The sequence below is a fragment of the Methylobacterium sp. Gmos1 genome, assembly GCF_053764715.1.
This window is the reverse complement of the sequence record NZ_JBSNCC010000009.1, coordinates 1-19,146: the sequence shown is the minus strand read 5'-3', so window position 1 is coordinate 19,146 and position 19,146 is coordinate 1. Positions and strand designations below refer to the sequence as shown.

Here is a 19,146-nt window from a genome sequence, read left to right as displayed (position 1 = left end):
CTCCAATTCCGACCCGCGGATGCGCGTCGTTGCGAAGAGTTATAGGGGCAGGTTGCCGCAGCCGTAAGAGATCCGCGTGGTTCGGTGTTGTATCGTACAATCACGCGGTCCGACACAGGTTCCGAAATCAGCGCAAACATCGATGTTGCGAGCGATGAATATCAAATGACAATCCGCATATCATTTGTTATAATCATATGACATGTCCATGTACCGATTTGAATTATTTTGGCCCGCCGAACAACCGACGACGTGGTTTCCCGTTGGGGCTCATGGACCCGCCATCGATCGCAAGGAGGGAGCTGTGCCGCAGCATGAGACGACATTGCGCAACCGCCTCCTGCGGGCCATGGCGCCCGAGGATCTCGCCCTGGTGCGGCCGTCTCTCCGACCCGTCGCGCTCCAGCTGCGCGACGTGGTGATCGCCCCGGACGCTCCGGTGGACACCCTGCTGTTCCTCGAGACCGGCATGGTCTCGATCTCGACCGCCCACGACGAGCGCCGGATCGAGGTCGGGCTCGTCGGCAGCGAGGGCCTGGTCGGCGCGGTGCCGGTCGCGCTCGACGGCGTGACCACGCCGCACATCTACTTCGTTCAGCTCTCCGGCGAGGCCTTGAGCATCGACCGCGAGGCCTTCTGCGCCGCGCTCGCCGAGAGCGCGGGCTTGCGCCGGCTCGTCCTGCGCTACGTCCACACCCTGATCGTCCAGATCACCCAGACCACCTACGCCCACGCGTCCTTGAGCCTCGAGAGCCGCCTCGCCCGCTGGCTCCTGATGTGCCACGACCGCACGGAGGGCGACGAACTGGTGCTCACGCACGACTTCCTGTCGATGATGCTCGGGGTGCAGCGGGCGGGGGTGACGCTGGCGATCCAGAACCTGGAGGGCGCCGGCCGTATCCGGGCCCGGCGCCGGCGCATCGAGGTGCTCGACCGCGGCAAGCTCCTGGCGCTGACGAACGGCAGCTACGGCACGCCGGAAGCCGAGTACGCCCGCCTGATCGAGGGCGCCTGATGCCACGCTACTTCTTCCATCTCCGGCACGGCCCCGGCCCCGAGGGCCTCGCGGTGGACCAAGAGGGCGACGCGCTGGCCGGCCCGGACGCGGCGCGCGCCCACGCGCTCGCGGTCGCCCGCGACCTGATCGCCCGGGCGCGGCTCGACGCGGTGCGGGACTGGTTCACCTGCACCTTCGAGGTGACGGACGAGGACGGTCGCCCGGTGATGCGCGTGGCGTTCTCCGACACGGTCACGGAGAAGGACGGCGACCAGGGCGATTGATCCTGGGGTCGAGCCGCCCCCGCGCGGGATCGTCGATCCCAAGGCCCTTCCCCAAAAGACCCCTCTCCCAGACGGGAGAGGGGCGACGCGCCCTACCCTGATTCGATCGTTCTGATCGAAGGCGGACTACGCGCTGCGCGCGCGGCCGCGCTTGGCGGTCTTCGCCTCGGCCGACTTCACCTCGGCGGCCGGCGCCTTCACGACCGCGTCGGAGGCGGCGCGCTTGGCGGCCGCCGCGACGTTGCGGCCGCGGCCGAGACCGATGCTCTTCGCCAGCTCGGAGCGCTGGGCGGCGTAGTTGGCGGCGACCATCGGATAGTCGTGCGGCAGGCCCCACTTGCGGCGGTACTCCTCGGGGGTGAGCCCGCGGGTCGACAGGTGGCGCTTGAGCGACTTGTACTGGCGGCCGTCCTCGAGGCTGATCAGGTAGTCCGGGGTCACCGTCTTCTTGATCGGCATCAGCGGAACCGGCTTCTCCACTTCCTTTGCGGCCGGCTGGCCGAGGCCGAGGAAGGCGGTGTGCACGGTGCCGATCAGGCCGGCCAGGTCGGCGGCCGGGACGGAGTTGTTGGCGACGTAGGCCGATACGACGTCGGCGGTGAGGGCGACGAAATCGACCTCCTGGACCAGATCTTCTTGTGACACGGACAATCATCCTAACTTACGCGCCCGCAACGCGGGCATAGCCGCGATATCGGGCAGCGCGGCGCGGTTTCAACCCATCCTCGTGCGTTGACCCCCGAATTTCCCACAGATGCTTTTGATAATCGGGCAGGCTTGCCGTCGCGCCACAGAGTCAGGACGGCCAGCGTGATTCACCCAAGCCTTGCGCATCCGGCAGGCTACTCGGACGCCTACTCTGCGACGAAGGTCGGAGAGGCGCTCGGCATGCGGCATGATGAGCAAAAAAGGCTCAAGCGACGGCGCCTCACCGACGCGAAACTTGACACCGCCCTTTTCCTGGCGCCGATTTTGCACTAACGCCGGGGCCCGACCGGCGAGCCCGCATGCCCTTCAACTCCCTGCCGTTCCTGCTGCTGTTCCTGCCGGTGGCGCTCGGGCTGCACGCACTCTGCGTCGCCCGCCGGCCGGGCTGGCGCGTCGCCTGGCTTGCCGGCCTCTCCTTCGCCTTCTACGGCTGGTGGGATTGGCGCTTCGTGCCGCTGCTCGCGGGCTCGATCGCCCTCAACTGGCTCGCCGGGGAGGCGTGGCGCCGCGGCCGGCGCGCCGACGTCCTCACCCTGGCGATCGTCCTCGATCTCGGGCTGCTCGGCGTCTTCAAGTATCTCGGCTTCTTCGCCGGGCTGGCGGATGCCGTCACCGGTGCGAGCGTACCGCTGGTCTCGCTGGCGCTGCCGCTCGGCATCTCGTTCTTCACCTTCCAGCACATCGCCTACCTGGTCGACCTGCGGCGCGGCAAGGCGGAGCCGATGGGGCTCGCGGAATACGCTGTCTACGTCGCGTTCTTCCCCCGGGTGATCGCCGGCCCCCTGGTGCGGCCGTCCGAGATCGTCGGCCAGCTGCGCGCGCCCGAGCCCGATTCCGCCGACCGGGCCGCCCGCGGCCTGATGCTGCTGACGGCAGGTCTCACGAAGAAGGTCTTTCTCGGCGACGGGCTCGGAACTTACGTCGATCCGATCTGGAGCGCGGCCGCCGCCGGCGGCCAGCTGGACTTCGCCGCTGCGATGCAGGCGACGATCGGCTACGCGCTCCAGCTCTACTTCGACTTCTCGGGCTACACCGACATGGCGCTCGGTCTCGCGCTGCTGTTCGGGATCGTGCTGCCGGAGAATTTTCGCGCGCCCTACCGGGCGGCCTCGATCCAGGATTTCTGGCGGCGCTGGCACATCACCCTGTCGCTGTTCCTGCGCGACTACCTCTACATCCCGTTCGGCGGCAGCCGGCACGGGCTGCCGCGCCAGCTCCTGGCGCTCTTCGCCACCATGGCGCTCGGCGGGCTGTGGCACGGGGCGGGGCTCACCTTCGTCGCCTGGGGTGCGGCGCACGGGATCGCGCTCGGCCTGCACGTGCTGTGGCGCCGCGCCGGCCTGCGGCTCCCGGAGGCGGCGGGATGGCTTGCCACCTTCGCCTTCGTCTGCCTCGCCTGGGTGCTGTTTCGCGCCCCCGACTTCGCCACCGCGCTCGCGGTCTATCGCGGGCTCCTCGGCCTCGGCACGGATGCGGGCGGCAGCACCGCATTCTGGCCGCTGGCCGCCGGCGCCGCGGCTCTGGCGGCTCTCGGCCCCACTGCCCGCGAGGCGGTGGAGCGGCTGATCCCGAAGCCTCTCGCGGCGGCCGCGACCGCCCTGCTCCTGGCGGCGATCCTGCTCCAGGTCGGCAACGACGCCAACCAGGCCTTCATCTATGCCCGCTTCTGAGGCCCCGTATCGCGAGACCGAGGCCCGCCGCTTCCTGGTTCTCACGGCGGCGTTCCTGGCCCTCCTCGTCGCCGGGGTCGCCGGGCGGGTGATCTGGTTCGACGCCTACTGGATCTTTCGCCAGGACCCGCCCTGGCGGGCCGCGACCGACGGCAACAGCCGCCTCCTCGACCGGCAGACCCGCCGGGCCAAGGTGCTCCAGGCGCTCACGCGCCCCTACGACCTCGCGCTGATCGGCTCCTCGACGGTCTATCACGGCCTCGATCCCGCCGACGTCACGAGCGTGCCGGCGGGGCGGGTATTCAATGCCGGGATCTCGGCGATCATCGCCACCGAGCTGCCGGTGATCGCCGCGGTGGTGGCCTCCCGCGCGCCGGCGCGGGCGACGCTCGGCCTCGACTACTACATGTTCTCGCGGCCCAGCGTGCCGGTCCATCTCGACGACGCGCTGGCGACCCCGAGCGGCCGGCTCTCCGCCCTGATGGGCAGCGTGCTCGGCCGCTACGCGCTCGCCGACAGCCGGCTCGCGGCGGTCGAGGGTGGCGACGATCCGGGCGCCTGGACCGAGGGAGGCTACCGCATCACCCCACCCCTGCCGGCGGCGCTGACGCTGGAGAACGACGCCACGCGCCGGCGCACCACCGCACCGTTCCGGCCTGAGACCCTGGCGGGCCTCGACCTCGCGCTGGAGCGGTTGTCGGGCACCGACCTGATGGTCTACCTCTCGCCGGTGAGCGACGCGCAGCGCCGGGTGCTCGCCGATCTCGGGCTCGCCGACGATTTCTCGCGCTGGCGCGAGGCGGTGATGGGTCTTTGCGCCGCCCGCGGGCGGCCGGTCCTCGACCTCACCGGCCTCGGTGATCCCTATCCGTTCGATCCCGCCGCCGGCTCGACCCCCGCCTGGCTCGACAACCTGCACTACACGCCGCTGATCGGCCGGCAGGTGCTGGAGCGGCTGGGCCTGCGGGGGACGGCGGGGCGGTGAGCGGCGCCCGCCCCCCTGCCCCACCTTTGAAACCCTCCGGCCTGCGCCGCCACCGCGCCCTCGTCGCCCGCCTCGCCGCCGGCCCGGCGCCCGACGCGGTGATCCTCGGCGATTCCCTCGCCGCCGGCTGGCCCGGGCCGGATCTCGACCGCGCGACCGGCCGGCCCACCCTCAATCTCGGCGTCCCCGGCGACCGGGTGCAGACGACCCGCTGGCGCCTCGCCGCGATGGCGGCTTTCGCCATCAGGCCACACCTCGCGATCGTGATGGTCGGCACCAACAGCTTCGCGGACGGCGACAACCCCGAGACCATCACCGCCGGCCTTGCCGCCCTGCTGGCGTCCCTGCGCGCCGCCTGGGCCCCACCGACGCTCGTGCTCGCGACCCTGCCGTGGCGCGCGAGCCCGCCCGGTCGCAGCGAGGCCGACCGTCTCGCGTTCAACACCGCCATCGCGGACCTCGCCCGAGCCGAGGCCCTGCTCCTCCTCGATTGCGACGCGGCGCTTGGTCCCGATCCCGCCACTGGCCTCGAGGCCGACCGGCTCCATCTCAACGCCCACGGCTACGCCGCGCTCGGTGCCGCCCTCGGATCCCTGCTGCGCACCGGCTGAGTGTCTCTCACGAAACTCCCGGTCACCGGCGTCGCGCGATGGGGCGGCGCCAGCGCAGCGGGAGTTTCGTGAGGTGCACGGAATCGCTCGCCGCCGTCATCGGATCGTCACGAGAGCGGCCGACACGCAGGCCATTCCCCGACAGGACAGGAGCCCCGCCCGATGGACTTCCACCGCCGCTTCACGGTGCTGATGTGCACGCCGGCCTTCGATCCGGACGACCTGGAGGGCGTGCGCGTCAACCAGATCGTTGCGGCGGTCGAGCATCGCGGCTTCGAGGTAGTGCGGGCCCGGCGGGTCGAGGACGCGGCGATCGCGGTGCAGACGGATGCGGCCGTCGGCTGCCTGGTGGTGGACTGGGGCAAGCGCGGCCTCGACGGCAAGGCGGCGGCGCTCATCGACATGATGCGCAAGCGCGGCCTCGAGATGCCGATCGTCATCATGGTCCGGCGCAAGCGCCTGGAAGACATCCCGGTCGAACTCCTCGACTTCATCGACGGCTACATCTTCCTCGCGGAGGAAACGCCCGAATTCATCGCCCGCGGCCTCGTCAGCCGGGTGACGCAGTACGCCGAGACCCTGAAGACCCCGTTCTTCGGCGCGCTGGTCGACTACGCCGAGAAGGGCAACCAGCTCTGGACCTGCCCGGGCCACAACGGCGGCATCTTCTACAACCGCTCGCCGATCGGCCGCATCTTCGTCGAGCACTTAGGCGAGGCGATCTTTCGCGACGACCTCGACAACTCGGTCCTCGACCTCGGCGACCTCCTGACCCACGAGGGTCCCGCGCTCAAGGCGCAGAAGGAGGCCGCCCAGATCTTCGGGGCGGAGAAGACCTACTTCGTGCTCAACGGCACCTCGGCCTCGAACAAGATCGTGCTGTCCTCGCTCGTCGCCGAGGACGACCTGGTGCTGTTCGACCGCAACAACCACAAGGCGGCGCATCACGGCGCGCTGTTCCTCGGCGGCGGCATCCCGATCTTCCTAGAGACCGACCGCAACGCCTACGGGCTGATCGGCCCGATCTTCCACGAGGCGCTGGACGAGGACAAGATCCGCCAGAAGATCCGCACCAACCCGCTGGTCAAGGACCGCGAGGCGTGGCGCCGCGAGCGCCCGTTCCGCGTCGCCGTCATCGAGCAGTGCACCTATGACGGCACGATCTACGACGCCCGCGAGATCGTCGCGAGAATCGGCCACCTCTGCGACTACATCCTGTTCGACGAGGCCTGGGCCGGCTTCATGAAGTTCCACCCGCTGTTCCAGGGCCGCTACGCCATGGGACTGACGGGACTGGACGAGACCTCGCCCGGCATCATCGCGACGCAATCGACCCACAAGCAGCTCGCGAGCTTCTCCCAAGCCTCGCAGATCCACACCAAGGACGGCCACATCCGCGGCCAGACCCGGCGTGTCGAGCACAGGCGCCTCAACGAGAGCTTCCTCGTCCACGCCTCGACCTCGCCGTTCTACCCCCTCTTCGCCTCCCTCGACGTCGGCGCCCAGATGATGAAGGGGCGCTCGGGCATGATCTTGTGGGACGACACGATCCGCCTCGGCATCGAGTGGCGCAAGAAGGTGCGGGCGATCCGCAAGGAGTTCGAGGAGAACGAGCGCGACCCCAAGCGCCGCTGGTTCTTCGACCCCTTCGTGCCCGACATGGCGACGGGCGCGGGCGGCGCCGAGGTGCCGTGGGAGAGCCTGCCGACCGACGAGCTCGCCTCCGACCCGCGCCACTGGGAGCTGAAGCCGGGGGCCGGCTGGCACGGCTTCACCCACGTCGCGTCGGGCTACGCCATTACCGACCCGAACAAGCTCACGGTGCTCACCCCCGGCTTCGACCGGCGTACGGGCGAATATGCCGAGCACGGCGTGCCGGCCCCGATCGTCGCCCAGTACCTGCGCGAGAACCGCATCGTCGCGGAGAAGAACGACCTCAACTCGCTGCTCTTCCTGCTGACGCCCGGCGTCGAATCGTCGAAGGCCGGCACGCTGATCTCGGGCCTCGTCGCCTTCAAGCGCCTGCACGACGACAACGTGCTGCTCGAGGAGGCGATGCCGGAATTCGTCCGGCGCCGGCCGCAGCGCTACGGCGGCGTGCGCCTGCGCGACCTCTGCGCCGATTACCACGACTTCCACCGGCGATCGGGCACGTCGGCCCTCCAGCGCAAGCAGTTCATGCCCGAGCACCTGCCCGAGATGGTGATGCCGCCGAAGGCCGCGGCGCAGATGCTGACGCGCAACAACGTCGACTTCGTGCCGATCGCCGAGGCCGAGGGGCGAATCGCCACGACGCTGATGCTGGTCTATCCGCCCGGCATCGGCACGGTGCTGCCGGGCGAGCGGTTGGATGAGCGGGCCAAGCCCATGCTCGACTACTTCAAGATGTTCGAGGCCGCCGCCAACCTGTTTCCGGGCTTCGAGGCCGAGATCCAGGGCGTCTACCGCCAGGTCGAGCCGGACGGGCGCATCCGCTTCTACACCTACGTGCTGCGGGAGGGCCGCTGATGGACACGGTCGCGGGCCAGCCCGGGATCGTGATCCGGCCGTCGACCGACGCGGACGTGGCGGCGATGATCGAGATCTACGAGCACCACATCCGCCACGGCGTCGGCGATACCGGCGACTTCGAGGAGGACCGGCTGGTGCCGGACGACCTCAAGCGCCGGCGCAAGAACATGCGCTCGAAGCGCCTGCCCCACCTCGTGGCCGAGCGTCACGGGGTGGTGGCGGGCTACGCCTACGCGGTGCCGTTCCGCAAGCGGCCGGCCTACCGCTACACCCTCAAGCACTCGATCTACGTCCATGCCGGCCACCTGCATGCCGGCATCGGCCGGCGCCTGCTGCCGGCGCTGATCGAGGCCTGCGCGGCGGGCGGCTACCGCCAGATGATCGGCTACATCGACGCCGAGAACGAGGCCAGCTTGCGCCTGCACGAGGCCTGCGGCTTCACGCGCGTCGGCCACCTGCCGGCCGTGGCCTACCGCCACGGCCGCTGGGCCGACAGCGTGATGGTGCAGTGCCCGCTCGGCACGGGGTCGTCGGACCAGCCCTCGACCTGGCGGCAGGAGGCGGTGGCGCAAGGTGCGAGGGCGCCGTTGCCGCTGGGGTGAAGGCGGAGTTGGTCTTGTGAGTTTCGCAAGCAGTCCGATGTAGAGCGCTTCCCCTCTCCCAGACGGGAGAGGGGATCCCGCGCTTTACTCCCACGGCGTCAGATGGGCCAAATTCACGCTACCCCGGCACCACCGGCGTCTTCCCTGCCGGCAGCCCGGCCAGCACCGACTCGTCGATGTTCAGGTGCGCCCGCACCAGCGCGTGCGGCGTCAGCTTCATCCACTGGTTCAGCGACACGTCGGCGTAGAGCGGGCTGCGGAATAGCTCCAGGAAGCGCAGCGGCGTCGACCCGGTATTCTCGATGTAATGCCCCATGGCGAAGGGCACGTAGCCGACGTCGCCGGCCTGGTAGTCGAAGGTGCGGGCCTTCGATTCCGAGCCGAACACCGTCATCCGGCCCTGGCCCGAGAGGTAGTACTGCCACTCGTCGCCGTTCGGGTGCCAGTGCAGCTCGCGCAGGCCGCCGGGCTCCAGCTCGACGAGGGCCGCCGCGATGGTCTTCGAGGCCGGAAAGACCTTCGAATCGGTGATGCGGACGCTGCCGCTCTTCGTCCGGATCGGGTCCTGCGCCAGCATCCGGTGGCTGAACGTGTCCGGCACCGGGCCGGCGCCGCCCATCCGGTCGCCGGCGAGCGGCCCGGGCATCGGCGCCGGGAAGATGTAGAGCTCCTTCTCGGGGATCCGGGCCAGGGCCTCCTCGGGCACCCCGAAGTTCTTCGCCAGGATGTCGCGCGGGGTGTGGGCGAGCCAGTCGGTGATGAGGAAGGTCGAATCCTCGGAGAAGTGCCCATCGTCGAAGACGAGCAGGAACTCGCAGCCGTCGACATCGCTCTCCAGCCCCTGGATCGAGTGCGGGATGCCCGACGGGAAGTACCAGAGATCACCCTCGCCGACGTCGTCGACGAAGGTGCGGCCCATCTGGTCGACGGCGGTGATGCGGGCGCGGCCCTTCAGCATGTAGGACCACTCGGCCTCCTTGTGCCAGTGCATCTCGCGGGCGACGCCGGCCTTGAGGCGCATGTTGACGCCCGCCATCGCGGTCGAGATCGGCAGCTCGCGCACCGTGGTCTGGCGCGCCCAGCCGCCCTCCTCCAGGCGCATGTGGCTGTCGGTGAACGACCATTTGAGGTTCGGCATCGTGCCGTGGTCGGTCTTCGGCGGGCGCGTGGTGAACGGCTCCTCGGCCTGGCGCGCCGGGTTCGTCGGGCCGATGATGTCCGCCCCGTCCTTGCCGCGGATCGGCGTCGGGCCCGACGGAGCCGGTCCTGACGGAGTCTGCGCGCTGGCGGCGGTGCCGACGAGGCCGGCGGCCGCGGCGGCCAGGGTATCGCGACGGGAGATGAGCGGCATGGGCGGTCTCCACCTTTAGGCGGGGACAAGCCCTCACGGCCCCGCATGGCGCCCGACAATGCTCCGCCCGGCGACGGGTTCCGCTCGGTCACCGACGCCGGATGACGCGGGACCGGCGGCCTCCCATCACTCCGCCGGCTGGTGGCGGCCTGCCTCCCCGTCCGGCCGGCTCGCCGGCAGGCGGCCGCGGCGCAGCGACAGCACGAGCCGCGTCGCCCCGGTCCCGAGGCGGTCCATGTAGAGGTAGAGCACCGGCGTGATGAACAGGGTGAGGAGCTGGGACACCAGAAGCCCGCCCACCACCGCGACGCCGAGGGGCTGGCGCAGTTCTGCGCTCGCCCCGTGGCCGATGGCGATCGGCAGGGTGCCCATCACGGCCGCCGCCGTCGTCATCATGATCGGGCGGAAGCGAAGCGCACAGGCCTCGCGGATCGCCGCCGCGGGCGTCCAGCCCTGCTCGCGCTGGAGCACCAGGGCGACGTCGATCATCATGATGGCGTTCTTCTTCACGATGCCGATCAGCATCAGCACGCCGATGATCGCGATCACCGAGAGGTCCATCCCGTAGAGCTGGAGTGCGCCCAGCGCCCCGATCGCCGCCGCCGGCAGGCCGGTGAGGATGGTGAGCGGGTGGATGAAGCTCTCGTAGAGGATGCCGAGCACGAGGTAGATGGTGATGACGGCCGCCGCCAGGAGCAGACCCTGGTTGGCCAGCGCGTCCTGGAACACCTGGGCGGTGCCGGCGAACGTCGTGGTGATGGTGCCCGGTACCCCGAGCGTGTCCTTGATCTCGGCGATGCGGTTGACCGCCTGGCCGAGCGCCACGCCGGGGGCGAGGTCGAACGAGATCGTCACCGCCGGCAGGAGGCCGAGCTGGTTGATCGAGAGCGGGCCCGGCACCCGCGTCACGCTCGCCACCGCCGAGAGCGGCACCAGCTTGCCACTGGCGGAGCGCAGGCGGATGTCGTCGAGCCGGTCGGCGGTCCAGTTCAGGCGCGGGTCGAACTCGGTGATGACCTGGTAGCTGTCGGCGGTGCCGTAGATGGTCGAGACCTGGCGGGTGCCGAAGCCGGTGTAGAGCGTCTGGCGGATCTGGTCGGAGGTGATGCCCAGCGCCTGCGCCTTGTCGGTATCGACCGTGACCTTGGCCTGGAGCGCAGCGTTCTGGAGGTCGCTGGTGACGCCCGCGAAGGTGGCGCGGTCGCGGGCCAAGGCCTCGGTCAGCCGCTCGGACCAGCGCTCGAGATCGGGCCGGTTCAGGCCCTGCACCACGTACTGGTACTGGCTCTTCGACTGGCGCCCGCCGAGGCGCAGGTTCTGCACCGGCGTGATGAACGAGGTCAGGCCCGGCACCGCGGCGAGATCACGGCGCAACTCCGCGATGGTTTTGGCAAGCGGCGGGCGCTGGTCGCGGTCCTTCAGTTCGACGAAGAACGAGCCCTGGTTGAGGGTGCCGGAGAAGCCGTTCGAGCCCGCCCGGCTCACCACGTGCGCCACCGCCGGGTGGCGGGCGAGGATCACCTCGGCCTCGTGCTGGAGGGTGCTCATCGCGTCGAAGGACACGTCCTGGCCGGCTTCCGACGCGATCTGGAGCTGGCCGATATCCTCTGAGGGGAAGAAGCCCTTGGGGATCACCACGAACATCCAGGCGGTGAGCGCCACACTGGCGAAGAACACCATCAGAACCGCGAAGGGCCAGCGCAGGCAGAGATCGACCCCGCGCTCGTAGGCGCCCTGCATTCGGGCGAAGCCGCGCTCGAACAGGTTCTTCTTCTGGCCATGGCCGGCGGCATCGGCCGGCAGGCGGGCGGCGAGCATCGGGGTCAGCGTGATGGAGATCACCGCCGAGGCGACGATCGCGATCGTCACCACGATGGCGAACTCGTTGAAGATGCGCCCGACGACGCCGCCCATCAGCAGGACGGGGATGAACACCGCGATCAGCGAGATGGTGATCGACAGGATGGTGAAGCCGATCTCGCCCGCGCCCTTCAGCGCCGCCTCGAACGGCTTCATCCCCTCCTCGACGTGCCGGACGATGTTTTCCAGCATCACGATCGCGTCGTCGACGACGAGGCCGACCGCGAGGGTGAGGCCGAGCAGCGAGATGTTGTCGATCGAGTAGCCGAGCAGGTACATCGCCCCGAAGGTGGCGATGATCGAGATCGGCACCGCGATCGACGGGATCAGCGTCGCGGCGAGCCGCCCGAGGAACAGGTAGATCACCGCGACGACGAGCACGATGGTGAGCGCCAGCGTGAACTGCACGTCGTGCACCGCCTCGCGGATCGAGACCGAGCGGTCGTTGACGACGTCGATGGTGCCGCTCGCGCCCAGCTGCTCCTGGAACTTCGGCAGCATCGCGCGCACCCGGTCGACCACGTCGACGGTGTTGGCGTCGGGCTGGCGCTGGACGGCGAGCACCAGGCCGCGGGTGCCGTCCTTCCACGAGGCGATGCGGTTGTTCTCGACCGAGTCGATGACGCGGGCGACCTCGCCGAGGCGCACCGGCCGGCCGTTGCGCACCGCCACGATCACGTCGCGGAACGCGTCGGCGTTCATCAGCTGGGTGTTGGTCTGGATGGTGAGGTTCTGGCCCCTGCCCTCGACCACGCCGACCGGGGTCGAGGTGTTGGCGTTCTGGATCGCCGCCTGGACCTCGTCGACGCCGATGCCGCGGGCGGCGAGCACGTTGGGATCGAGCTGGACCCGGACGGCGAACTTCTGGCTGCCGAAGACCAGCACCTGGCCCACGCCCGTGATGGTGGAGAGCGAGGGCGAGATCACCGTCTGGGCGAAGGCGTCGAGCGTCGGCAGCGGCGTCGTCTCGCTCGACAGAGCGAGCAGGATCACCGGCGCGTCGGCGGGGTTGAGCTTGCGGAAGCTCGGCGGGATGGTCAGTTCGATCGGCAGCCGGCGCAGGGTCCGGGTGATCGCCGCCTGCACGTCGGCGGCGGCCTGGTCGATGTTTCGCGTCAGCTCGAACTCGACCGTGATCGAGGTGAAGCCCTGGTAGTTCGTCGCCGAGATCGTGGCGATCGACGGGATCGTGGAGAACTCCTTGATCAACGGCGTCGCGACGGACGCCGCCATCGATTCCGGCGAGGCGCCGGGCAGCTGCGCGGTGACCGAGATGGTCGGAAAATCCACGGTCGGCAGCGCCGCCACCGGCAGGAAGCGGTAGGCGAACAGTCCCGACAGCGTCAGGGCGATCGAGAGCAGGATCGTGGCGACGGGCCTGCGGATGAACGGGGCCGAGAGGTTCATGGGGTCACTCGATCCGGCTTGCGGTGCCGGGCGCGGCGGCTTGTGCCTCGGTCGTGTCCTGCGGGCGCTCGCTGACGGGAAGGCCGGGGCGGACCCGGAACTGGCCCTCGACCACCACCCGCTCGCCGCTCTTCAGCCCCTGGGCCAGGGCGGCGCGGCCGTCGCGGGAGGCCAGCACCTCGACGGCGCGGCGCTCGACCGTGCGGTCGGGGCGCACGACCCAGACGAAGCTGCCCTCCTGCCCCGGCTGCACCGCGGCCTGTGGCACCGTGACGGTCCCGGGCCGCGAGCCGAGATCGACCTCGATCCGGACGTACTGGCCGGGCCACAGCCGGTCGTCCTCGTTCGGGAACAGGGCCCAGGCGGTGACGGTGCCCGACGCCTGGTCGACGGCCGAATCGACGAAGGAGAGCCGCCCGGTCGCCAGCACCGCCTCGCCGCCGCTGGGATAGACCCGGACCGGCGCGGTCCCGGTCCGCGCCAGCGCCGAGCGCAACCCGTCGAGGTCGCGCTCGGGGAGAGAGAAGGTGGCGCGAAGCGGCCGCATCTGCGTGATGGTGACGAGGCCGGTGCCGGCCGATTCGTTGCCCTTCACGAGGTTGCCGGTAGTGACGAGCACCTTGCCGAGGCGACCCGAGATCGGCGCCCGCACGGTGGTGTAGTCGAGGCGGACCCTGTCAGCCTCGATCGCGGCCTGCGACGCCGCGACGTTCGCCGCCGCGACCTTGGCCTCGGCGGTGGCGACGTCGAACTGCGCCTGCGAGGCCGACGAGCGCGAGAGCAGTTCGCCGACGCGGCGGACGTCGTTCTGGGTGCGGACCTGGGTCGCCTGGTCGCGGGCGAGCGCCGCCTCGTCGCGGGCGAGCTGGGCACGGATCTCGCGGTCGTCGAGGCGGTAGAGCACGTCGCCGGCCTTGACCACCTGGCCGTCGCGGGCGAGCTGCTCGGTGACGACCCCGTCGATGCGCGGACGCAGGGTCACGCTCGCCATCGGCTCGACCCAGCCCACCGCCGAGCGGGTGAGCGCGAGGTCGGTGACGCCGGCCGCCACCGTGGTCACGACCGGGCGGGAGGCGGCGGGATTGACCGGGCTTGGGGGCGCGGGCGGCACGTAGGCGACCGGCAGGTGCTCCGGCAGGTGCCGGGCGAGGTCCGCCGGCAGCGCCCCCCGGGCCGTGCTCCAGGCCGCTCGCGTGTCGCCGCCGTGGCGCTGCACGAGCCATCCCGCCCCGGCCGCCGCGGCGACCAGGAGGACGAGGAGGAGGCGGATCATCGTTGGGCTCCGAGGGGTGACGCCGGCGGCACGCCGAGTCCGTCGAGGAAGAAATCGGCGACCGCCGCCGAGGCGGGTGGGCGCCGGCCGGTGCCGTGCACCGCCATGCGGATGCCGCCGAGGATCATCAGCACGGCGAGGTCGATGTCGGGCACGCGCAGCTCGCCCGCCGCGACGCCGGCGCGCAGGAGGTCGGCCAGCGCGCCGCGCAACCCGTCGAAGCCCTCGCGCAGGACCCGCCGGCTGCGCTCGCCGAACGCGGCGCCGCGTCCCTCGATCGCGGTCAGCGCCGGCGAGAGGGCGCCGACCCGCTCCAGCACCAGCCCGACGGCGGCGCGCAGGCGCGCGGGCGCGTCGATGCCCCGGATCGCCCCGATCGCGTCGCGCAACTCGGCGAGCGTCCAGGCGAGGCCGGCGATGAACAGGGCTTCCTTGGTGGGGAAGTAGCGGTACAGCGTCGGCTTCGCGACGCCGGCCTCGGCCGCGACCGCGTCCATGTGCACGGCGGCGTAGGGCAACCCCGAGAACAGCCCCATCCCCGCCTCGAGGATGCGACGGCGGCGCTTCGGGTCGAGCGCGCGCTCGGCGGGACGGCGATCGAGATGGCGACGATCGACGGGCTGGACGGCGTCGCTCATGAAGGCCTAACTGAACTGACCGGTTCAGTTAGCGGTGCAGCGTGTCCGGCTGGCAAGCGTTGGTTTCTGCGACATAGAACCGCAACATGACGGGAGTGGTTAGGTCGAGCACGCGACGGCCGGACGTCGCGGTACCACGCCGGTGTCGAGGCGAGAGCGGGACGATCCGGCTCATTCCCCTCCCCTCTCGTTCAGCGGGCAGCCTTCGCGGCCCCGTGCGAGGTCGGACCCGCTCGTCACCACGATCAATGCAGCAGATGGTCGGGTCGGTAATCTTTGCGCAACCGGACGATCTGCGTCCGTGAGCGCGCAGGCGGTCGTGGCGGCGGCGAGAGACCCGAAGAAGACCCGGAGATTGTTTCGCGCGACCTTGAGGATGCTCTCGCCGCCATGGGCGCCGCACGGCACGGGAACGATGACGTGCCTGCGCGTGCCGCGGCCGAACACCACGAAATCCACATCCCGGTCTTCCGGCGCCGCCGACGGCCGGGAATGCCTGTTGGCGGCACCGAATCCGGCACCTAGAGCACTTCACGATCGCGTTGCAATCGCGAAGCTCTCTAAGTCTTTGTTTTATCGCATTTTCTCCGACGAACCGGTAGCCACTTCGTCGGAAAATGCTCTAGAACAGATGGAACGCGTGCGGGGCGAACAGCCCGACCGCCAGCATGGCGATGCCGGCCACGCCGAGCGCCCCGCCCGCGAAGGCGAGCGCCGCGATGCCGGTGATGACCTGGGCCGAGGCGAGCACGATGCCGATCTGGAAGGCGGCCGAGCCCAGTTCGTAATGGTGGTAGCGGGCGAGCGAGAGGTCGCGCTTCTCCTCGGCCTTCTTGGCCTTGGCGGCGAGCTCCTTGCGGCCGTCGCCGGAGGCCGGGTCGGATTCCCAGCGCGCCATGGTCTTGGCCCACTCCTCGACCTGCTTCTTCACCGCGTCGGGCGACGCGCCGGGATCGAGGGCGACCTCTTCGCTCGCGGTCTTCAGCACCGTGGCGCGGATCGTGCGGGCCTGGAAATAGGCCCACTGGTTGGCGGATTCGACGTTGGCGCCGAGCGCGTCGGTCTGGGCGCTCTTCGCCAGGGTCTCGCCCAGGGCGAGGAAGAGCGCCAGCACCGAGATCAGAAGCGCGACCTTCTTGTTGGAGGCGTCGACCGCCCCGTGACCACCCGACATCGTCGTCTCCCCTCAACCGGCCATGACCGACGCAACCAGGCGCCCGGTCTGGCGAAACCCTGCGACAGGACGAAGAACAGCCGTGCCGCGCGGATCAGCGGCGAATCGGCGGCACCCGCGCCTTCATAGCCGGGCCGCGGGGCCGCGCCAGCCCCCGCTTGCAGCGAGGAAGCAGACCGGGCAGGCCTCTCGCCACGGCCCCGCTCAAGGGCCGATCCGGAGAGACGCCCCCATGTCGCCTGCCCGCCTCCTCGTCCCGCTGCTGGCCTGCCTGCCGCTCGCCCTCCCCGCCCGGGCCGCGGGCCCGGACTGGCCCGACACCTATCTCTCCCGCGTCGAGGCGACGGCGGTGATGCAGAGCCTCAACGCCGCCCTGCTCGCGAGCCGCAGCGCCACCGCGACGCTGGAGGGCTGGTGCGCGACCCACCGCATGGCCGAGGTGCCGCGCCTCGCCGCCCTGGTGGACCGCACCCTCGACCGGCCGGCGAGCCCGGAGACGCGCAAGCGCCTCGCCGTCGGGCCCGAGGAGCCCCTGCGCTACCGCCGGCTGCGCCTCGCCTGCGGCGACCACGTGCTGTCGGAGGCCGACAACTGGTACGTGCCCTCGCGCCTGACCCCGGAGATGAACCGGCTCCTGGAGACGACCGAGACGCCGTTCGGCCGGGCCGTGTCGCCCCTCGGCATCACCCGCCAGACGGTCGGCGCCGAGCCGCACTGGCAGCCCCTGCCCGAGGGCTGGGACCAGGCCGCGCCGCCGGCTTCCGCCTGCGGCACGCTCGGCGTGCCCGAGCACCTGTTCAGCCACCGCGCGGTGGTGTTCACCGCCGAGCGGCAGCCGATCTCGGAAGTTGTCGAGACCTATACCCGGGAGGTCCTGAACTTCACCCGCGCGCCCCGCCCGGCCGATCCCGCCTGCGCCAAGCCCTGACAGGAAGGGAGACGGGCGCCAGACCTGCGGGCAGCGGACTTGCATGGGCGGCAGGAACCGGGATGCTCCTGGTCTGTATCCTCAGACCGGACCGGACGGAGGCCGCCCCGCACGGATGGACACCACCCTCACCCTGCTCGACCTCTGCGGCGCAGTCGCGCTGCTGCTCTGGGGCATCCACATGGTGCAGACCGGGGTGCAGCGCGCCCTCGGGCCGCACCTGCGCCGCCTGCTCGGGGTGGCGCTCGGCAACCGGGTGAAGGCGCTGGCGGCGGGCCTCGGCGTCACGGCGCTCCTCCAGAGCAGCACCGCCACCGGCCTGATGGTCGCCTCCTTCGCCGGCGCCGGGCTGGTGGCCCTGGTGCCGGCGCTCGCCGTGATGCTCGGCGCCAACATCGGCACCACGCTCATCGTCCAGGTCCTGTCCTTCGACGTCGCCCGGGTGGCACCGGTCCTGGTGCTCATCGGCGTGATCCTGTTTCGCCGCGGCGCCGACCCGCGCACCCGCGACATCGGCCGGGCGGCGATCGGCCTCGGGCTGATGCTGATGGCGCTCTCGCGCCTCGTCGAGGTGATCACCCCCTACGAGGACGTGCCGGCCCTGCGGGTGCTGCTCGGCGCCGTCGCGACCGACCGGCTGATCGCCCTGATGCTCGGCGCGGTGCTCACCTGGGCCGCGCATTCGAGCGTCGCGACCGTGCTGCTGGTGATGTCGTTCACGCAAGCCGGCGTGCTGCCGCTCGAGGCCGGGATGGCCCTGGTGCTCGGGGCCAATCTCGGCTCGGCCCTCAACCCGGTGCTGGAGGGCGCACGCGAGGGCGAGGCGGCGGGGCGCCAGGTGGCGCTCGGCAACCTCCTGACCCGGGCGCTCGGCTGCGCCGCCGCCCTGCCCTGCCTCGGGCTGATCGGGCCGCTCCTCGTGACCTGGCAGCCCGACCTGTCGCGGGCGGTGGCCGACTTCCACACCGCCTTCAACCTCGCGCTGGCGCTCGTCGTCCTGCCGCTCCTCGATCCCTTCGCGGCCCTGCTGCGCCGGCTGCTGCCGGAGCGGATCGACGCCCACGATCCCGGCCGGCCGATCCACCTCGACGAGGCCGCCCTGGAGACGCCGCCGGTGGCGCTCGGAGCCGCCGGCCGCGAGGCCCTGCGCATGGCCGACGTGCTCGCCGAGATGACGGGCGGCGCCGGCGAGGCGCTGACCGGCGGCGACCGCGCCAAGCTGGCGCAGATCCGCCGGATGGACGACACCCTCGACCGGCTCAACGCGGCCATCAAGGCCTACCTCGTCCGCCTCGACCCCGAGGCCCTGAGCGAGGACGACGAGCGCCGGGTCGCGGGGCTGCTGGCCTTCACCACCCACCTGGAGCATGCCGGCGACATCCTCTCGCGCAACGTGATGACCCACGCGGCCAAGCGCCTGAAGCGGGGCTTGACCTTCTCGTCCGAGGGCAAGGCGGAGGTGGAGGCGCTGCTGGCGCGGCTCCAGGCGAACTTGAGCGCGGCGGGCGCCGCCTTCCTGACCGAGGACCCCCGCGCCGCCCGGCGGCTCGCCGACGAGAAGGCGATCTTCCGCGACCTCGAAGCGAGGGCGACCGAGGCCCATTTCCGCCGCCTGCGCGCCGCCGGCCCCGGCCCCGGACCGGCCGAGGCCACGGCGCTCTATCCCGACCTCGTGCGCGACCTGAAGCGGGTCAACGACCATCTGGTGGCGGGGGCGGCCTATCCGATCCTGGAGACGCGCGGCGCCCTGCGGGCGAGTCGGCTTGAGGAGCCTTGAAGGCTCGATGGGGAGGGCGGCGTCCAGCTCGGCGAAGGACTGTATTTTCCCCCTTTCGACGGTCGCCAGCTCCGGCGGCGCATGTCCGTCAGCCAACGCCGCGCACGGGGTACGTCGGGATTCAGCTCCGACACGTCGATGCCGGGCATACTGAGATAGAGATCTCCAGCCACGAGTTTTGGGCAGACATCACGCTGCGTCCGCCAGACGTGTCTCAAAGGTAGCTCCAAGCCATAACGAGCGCCTTAGAGCGCCTAACAGAACCGGTCGATCTGGTGGATGGTGATGAGGCTGGCCTGGAGGAACGTGAAGGCTTCGTAGATGTCGGCGCGGCGTTCGTAGCGGACGGGCAATCGGCGGGCTCGGTTGA

At 70.7% G+C, this 19,146-nt stretch carries 16 protein-coding genes and 1 pseudogene; 9 read left to right on the top strand and 8 right to left on the bottom strand.

The genetic code is table 11. From position 1 onward, the window contains the following. Positions 1-304 precede the first annotated feature (304 nt). Positions 305-1,015, top strand: a complete 711-nt coding sequence (locus tag ACS5PV_RS18120; protein WP_455396736.1) for a Crp/Fnr family transcriptional regulator — start codon at positions 305-307, stop codon at positions 1,013-1,015. Continuing rightward, the gene (locus ACS5PV_RS18115; protein WP_455396735.1) at positions 1,015-1,281 is read left to right on the top strand and encodes a DUF6894 family protein; all 267 of its coding nucleotides are present in this window, start codon (positions 1,015-1,017) and stop codon (positions 1,279-1,281) included. The genes ACS5PV_RS18120 and ACS5PV_RS18115 overlap by 1 nt, the downstream gene beginning before the upstream one ends. Before the next feature lie 126 nt (positions 1,282-1,407). Here ACS5PV_RS18115 and ACS5PV_RS18110 read toward each other — a convergent pair whose 3' ends face one another. Further along, complete coding sequence (locus tag ACS5PV_RS18110) at positions 1,408-1,926, bottom strand: MucR family transcriptional regulator (RefSeq protein WP_455396734.1); 519 nt, start codon at positions 1,924-1,926, stop codon at positions 1,408-1,410. A gap of 362 nt (positions 1,927-2,288) precedes the next feature. Between ACS5PV_RS18110 and ACS5PV_RS18105 the strand changes: the two genes are divergently transcribed. The 5 genes from ACS5PV_RS18105 to ACS5PV_RS18085 all read left to right on the top strand — a co-directional run bounded on the left by ACS5PV_RS18105 (position 2,289) and on the right by ACS5PV_RS18085 (position 8,368). Next, complete coding sequence (locus ACS5PV_RS18105) at positions 2,289-3,659, top strand: MBOAT family O-acyltransferase (protein WP_455396733.1); 1,371 nt, start codon at positions 2,289-2,291, stop codon at positions 3,657-3,659. Then, positions 3,646-4,644: a hypothetical protein gene (locus tag ACS5PV_RS18100; protein ID WP_455396732.1), complete on the top strand. Its 999-nt coding sequence runs from the start codon at positions 3,646-3,648 to the stop codon at positions 4,642-4,644. Before ACS5PV_RS18105 ends, ACS5PV_RS18100 begins: the two co-directional genes overlap by 14 nt. Further along, positions 4,641-5,255, top strand: a complete 615-nt coding sequence (locus tag ACS5PV_RS18095) for an SGNH/GDSL hydrolase family protein (protein WP_455396731.1) — start codon at positions 4,641-4,643, stop codon at positions 5,253-5,255. Before ACS5PV_RS18100 ends, ACS5PV_RS18095 begins: the two co-directional genes overlap by 4 nt. 162 nt (positions 5,256-5,417) lie before the next feature. Then, on the top strand, positions 5,418-7,763 hold the full coding sequence (locus tag ACS5PV_RS18090; RefSeq protein WP_455396730.1) for an Orn/Lys/Arg family decarboxylase: 2,346 nt from the start codon (positions 5,418-5,420) through the stop codon (positions 7,761-7,763). Then, the gene (locus tag ACS5PV_RS18085; protein WP_455396729.1) at positions 7,763-8,368 is read left to right on the top strand and encodes an N-acetyltransferase family protein; all 606 of its coding nucleotides are present in this window, start codon (positions 7,763-7,765) and stop codon (positions 8,366-8,368) included. Before ACS5PV_RS18090 ends, ACS5PV_RS18085 begins: the two co-directional genes overlap by 1 nt. Positions 8,369-8,486: 118 nt before the next feature. Here the strand turns inward: ACS5PV_RS18085 and ACS5PV_RS18080 are convergent, their stop codons facing one another. From ACS5PV_RS18080 to ACS5PV_RS18055, 6 genes are all read right to left on the bottom strand, one after another. Then, complete coding sequence (locus tag ACS5PV_RS18080; protein ID WP_455396728.1) at positions 8,487-9,719, bottom strand: oxalate decarboxylase family bicupin; 1,233 nt, start codon at positions 9,717-9,719, stop codon at positions 8,487-8,489. A 126-nt stretch (positions 9,720-9,845) separates the two neighbouring features. Next, on the bottom strand, positions 9,846-12,986 hold the full coding sequence (locus ACS5PV_RS18075; RefSeq protein WP_455396727.1) for an efflux RND transporter permease subunit: 3,141 nt from the start codon (positions 12,984-12,986) through the stop codon (positions 9,846-9,848). Positions 12,987-12,990: 4 nt separating this feature from the next. After that, positions 12,991-14,259: an efflux RND transporter periplasmic adaptor subunit gene (locus ACS5PV_RS18070; RefSeq protein WP_455396726.1), complete on the bottom strand. Its 1,269-nt coding sequence runs from the start codon at positions 14,257-14,259 to the stop codon at positions 12,991-12,993. After that, positions 14,256-14,897, bottom strand: a complete 642-nt coding sequence (locus ACS5PV_RS18065; RefSeq protein WP_455396725.1) for a TetR/AcrR family transcriptional regulator — start codon at positions 14,895-14,897, stop codon at positions 14,256-14,258. Before ACS5PV_RS18065 ends, ACS5PV_RS18070 begins: the two co-directional genes overlap by 4 nt. Positions 14,898-15,068: 171 nt before the next feature. Beyond that, complete coding sequence (locus tag ACS5PV_RS18060) at positions 15,069-15,356, bottom strand: hypothetical protein (RefSeq protein ID WP_455396724.1); 288 nt, start codon at positions 15,354-15,356, stop codon at positions 15,069-15,071. A 163-nt stretch (positions 15,357-15,519) separates the two neighbouring features. Next, positions 15,520-16,071 (bottom strand): DUF4337 domain-containing protein, encoded by a 552-nt coding sequence (locus ACS5PV_RS18055; RefSeq protein WP_455396723.1) that lies wholly within the window; start codon positions 16,069-16,071, stop codon positions 15,520-15,522. A 232-nt stretch (positions 16,072-16,303) separates the two neighbouring features. On the opposite strand from ACS5PV_RS18055, the gene ACS5PV_RS18050 reads away from it, so the two are divergent. Together ACS5PV_RS18050 and ACS5PV_RS18045 are read left to right on the top strand one after the other, a co-directional pair. Beyond that, positions 16,304-16,999 (top strand): hypothetical protein, encoded by a 696-nt coding sequence (locus ACS5PV_RS18050; protein ID WP_455396722.1) that lies wholly within the window; start codon positions 16,304-16,306, stop codon positions 16,997-16,999. Positions 17,000-17,114: 115 nt separating this feature from the next. After that, positions 17,115-18,776, top strand: coding sequence for a Na/Pi cotransporter family protein (locus ACS5PV_RS18045; protein ID WP_455396721.1), 1,662 nt, complete (start codon positions 17,115-17,117; stop codon positions 18,774-18,776). A gap of 254 nt (positions 18,777-19,030) precedes the next feature. Here ACS5PV_RS18045 and ACS5PV_RS18040 read toward each other — a convergent pair. After that, positions 19,031-19,146, bottom strand: a pseudogene (locus tag ACS5PV_RS18040) (IS5/IS1182 family transposase); the annotation flags it as partial.

What these genes read in the sequence shown, in the direction of transcription:
- ACS5PV_RS18045 (WP_455396721.1), top strand. Translation starts at nt 17,115, where the DNA reads ATGGACACCACCCTCACCCTGCTCGACCTCTGCGGCGCAGTCGCGCTG.
- ACS5PV_RS18050 (WP_455396722.1), top strand. Translation starts at nt 16,304, where the DNA reads ATGTCGCCTGCCCGCCTCCTCGTCCCGCTGCTGGCCTGCCTGCCGCTC.
- ACS5PV_RS18105 (WP_455396733.1), top strand. Translation starts at nt 2,289, where the DNA reads ATGCCCTTCAACTCCCTGCCGTTCCTGCTGCTGTTCCTGCCGGTGGCG.
- ACS5PV_RS18075 (WP_455396727.1), bottom strand. Translation starts at nt 12,986, where the DNA reads ATGAACCTCTCGGCCCCGTTCATCCGCAGGCCCGTCGCCACGATCCTG.
- ACS5PV_RS18115 (WP_455396735.1), top strand. Translation starts at nt 1,015, where the DNA reads ATGCCACGCTACTTCTTCCATCTCCGGCACGGCCCCGGCCCCGAGGGC.
- ACS5PV_RS18070 (WP_455396726.1), bottom strand. Translation starts at nt 14,259, where the DNA reads ATGATCCGCCTCCTCCTCGTCCTCCTGGTCGCCGCGGCGGCCGGGGCG.
- ACS5PV_RS18055 (WP_455396723.1), bottom strand. Translation starts at nt 16,071, where the DNA reads ATGTCGGGTGGTCACGGGGCGGTCGACGCCTCCAACAAGAAGGTCGCG.
- ACS5PV_RS18100 (WP_455396732.1), top strand. Translation starts at nt 3,646, where the DNA reads ATGCCCGCTTCTGAGGCCCCGTATCGCGAGACCGAGGCCCGCCGCTTC.
- ACS5PV_RS18085 (WP_455396729.1), top strand. Translation starts at nt 7,763, where the DNA reads ATGGACACGGTCGCGGGCCAGCCCGGGATCGTGATCCGGCCGTCGACC.
- ACS5PV_RS18080 (WP_455396728.1), bottom strand. Translation starts at nt 9,719, where the DNA reads ATGCCGCTCATCTCCCGTCGCGATACCCTGGCCGCCGCGGCCGCCGGC.
- ACS5PV_RS18065 (WP_455396725.1), bottom strand. Translation starts at nt 14,897, where the DNA reads ATGAGCGACGCCGTCCAGCCCGTCGATCGTCGCCATCTCGATCGCCGT.
- ACS5PV_RS18090 (WP_455396730.1), top strand. Translation starts at nt 5,418, where the DNA reads ATGGACTTCCACCGCCGCTTCACGGTGCTGATGTGCACGCCGGCCTTC.